The 2,500-nt window shown below is 53.2% G+C and carries 1 tRNA gene and 2 rRNA genes (1 of these 3 cut by a window edge); all 3 read left to right on the top strand.

Features of this window, described 5'->3' with window-relative positions:
• Positions 1 to 1,645 (top strand): 23S ribosomal RNA (locus ACQZ48_RS23275) (it extends 1,407 nt beyond the left edge of the window).
• Positions 1,646 to 2,070: 425 nt separating this feature from the next.
• Positions 2,071 to 2,185 (top strand): 5S ribosomal RNA (rrf, locus tag ACQZ48_RS23270).
• A 238-nt stretch (positions 2,186 to 2,423) separates the two neighbouring features.
• A tRNA-Met gene (locus tag ACQZ48_RS23265) sits at positions 2,424 to 2,500 on the top strand.

Genomic DNA, 2,500 nt, shown 5'->3' with positions numbered 1-2,500 from the left:
GTCTTTGCGCCGAAAATGTAACGGGGCTAAAGCCATGCACCGAAGCTGAGGATTTGCACTTTGTGCAAGTGGTAGCGGAGCGTTCCGTAAGTCTGTGAAGGGGTACCTGTGAGGGGCCCTGGAGATATCGGAAGTGCGAATGTTGACATGAGTAACGATAAAGGGAGTGAGAGACTCCCTCGCCGAAAGACCAAGGGTTCCTGCTTAAAGTTAATCTGAGCAGGGTTAGCCGGCCCCTAAGACGAGGCGGACACGCGTAGTCGATGGGAACCACGTTAATATTCGTGGGCCTGGTGGTAGTGACGGATCTCGTGTGTTGTTCAACCTTATTGGATTGGTTGGGCGGCGAAGAGGTTCCAGGAAATAGCTCCACCGTATAGACCGTACCCGAAACCGACACAGGTGGTCAGGTAGAGTATACCAAGGCGCTTGAGAGAACTATGTTGAAGGAACTCGGCAAATTGCACGCGTAACTTCGGAAGAAGCGTGACCCTTTTGTACGCAAGTATGATGGGGTGGCACAGACCAGGGGGTAGCGACTGTTTATCAAAAACACAGGGCTCTGCGAAGTAGCAATACGACGTATAGGGTCTGACGCCTGCCCGGTGCTGGAAGGTTAAAGGGAGGGGTGCAAGCTCTGAACTGAAGCCCCAGTAAACGGCGGCCGTAACTATAACGGTCCTAAGGTAGCGAAATTCCTTGTCGGGTAAGTTCCGACCTGCACGAATGGCGTAACGACTTCCCCGCTGTCTCCAACATAGACTCAGTGAAATTGAATTCCCCGTGAAGATGCGGGGTTCCTGCGGTCAGACGGAAAGACCCCGTGCACCTTTACTATAGCTTTACACTGGCATTCGCCAAGGCATGTGTAGGATAGGTGGTAGGCTTTGAAGCAGGGACGCCAGTTTCTGTGGAGCCATCCTTGAAATACCACCCTTATCTTCGTGGATGTCTAACCGCGGTCCGTTATCCGGATCCGGGACAGTGTATGGTGGGTAGTTTGACTGGGGCGGTCGCCTCCGAAAGAGTAACGGAGGCGCGCGATGGTTAGCTCAGACCGGTCGGAAATCGGTCGTCGAGTGCAATGGCATAAGCTAGCCTGACTGCGAGACTGACAAGTCGAGCAGAGACGAAAGTCGGTCATAGTGATCCGGTGGTCCCGTGTGGAAGGGCCATCGCTCAACGGATAAAAGGTACGCCGGGGATAACAGGCTGATGACCCCCAAGAGTCCATATCGACGGGGTTGTTTGGCACCTCGATGTCGACTCATCGCATCCTGGGGCTGGAGCAGGTCCCAAGGGTATGGCTGTTCGCCATTTAAAGCGGTACGTGAGTTGGGTTCAGAACGTCGTGAGACAGTTCGGTCCCTATCTGCCGTGGGTGTAGGAATATTGACAGGATCTGTCCCTAGTACGAGAGGACCGGGATGGACGTATCTCTGGTGGATCTGTTGTCCTGCCAAGGGCATAGCAGAGTAGCTATATACGGAATGGATAACCGCTGAAGGCATCTAAGCGGGAAACCAACCTGAAAACGAGTGTTCCCTATCAGAGCCGTGGAAGACGACCACGTCGATAGGACGGGTGTGGAAGCACAGCAATGTGTGAAGCTTACCGTTACTAATAGCTCGATCGACTTCTTCGTTCCCATTGATTATGTTCATCGAACAAAGTTCGATGACATCATCTTCTGTCCTCACGGGCCAAAGGCCCTGCGGACGGCGCGCGCCATAAGGTATTTTGCTTGGCAGCAAAAACCGGAAGGCGCGACGGACTAGCGTCCTGTATGGCTGCCACGCTCGACCTCGGGCAAGGCAGGTAAACGGACCAGTCACAGAAAGACGTGTTAAATTAAATAGAGCTTCGGCTCTCCAGCTTCTCGAAACAACAGTTTCCATGTGAAAACATGGTCTGTGATCGCTTGGATCAGACGTTGCCTCATATGCGAGGTGACCGTATGGCCAATTGGTGTCCCCTGTGAGCGGCAAGCGAACAGGATAAGGTACACCAATAAACAAGCAATCATATGATCCATGCGAAACGCATGGATCATATGTTGCGTTTTGCCGACCTGGTGGTTATCGCGGGGCGGCCGCACCCGTTCCCATTCCGAACACGGCCGTGAAACGCCCCAGCGCCAATGGTACTTCGTCTCAAGACGCGGGAGAGTAGGTCGCTGCCAGGTCTGCAAAACGCAACTCAAAATCTTCTCAATCACACTCTTCGGCCCAGCCGACAAAAAGGGCCGCTACATGCGGCCTTTTGTCATTCAAGGCAAAGATTTAAAGGCAATAAAAATGGCGTACAAAATCAGGTGCGCCCCTTAAAGGAGATAAATTGCTCCGCAATTTACTCCAGCAGCATGCATCACAGCGTCCCTGTGATGCTGTCGCGATAAATCCCATAGGGATTTACGCTGGTAACGCGGGGTGGAGCAGCCCGGTAGCTCGTCAGGCTCATAACCTGAAGGCCGCAGGTTCAAATCCTGCCCCCGCAACCA

The organism is Agrobacterium sp. 22-209-1 (assembly GCF_053522485.1).
Note: the sequence above shows the minus strand (reverse complement) of the source record. Positions and strands in the feature narration are given on the sequence as shown.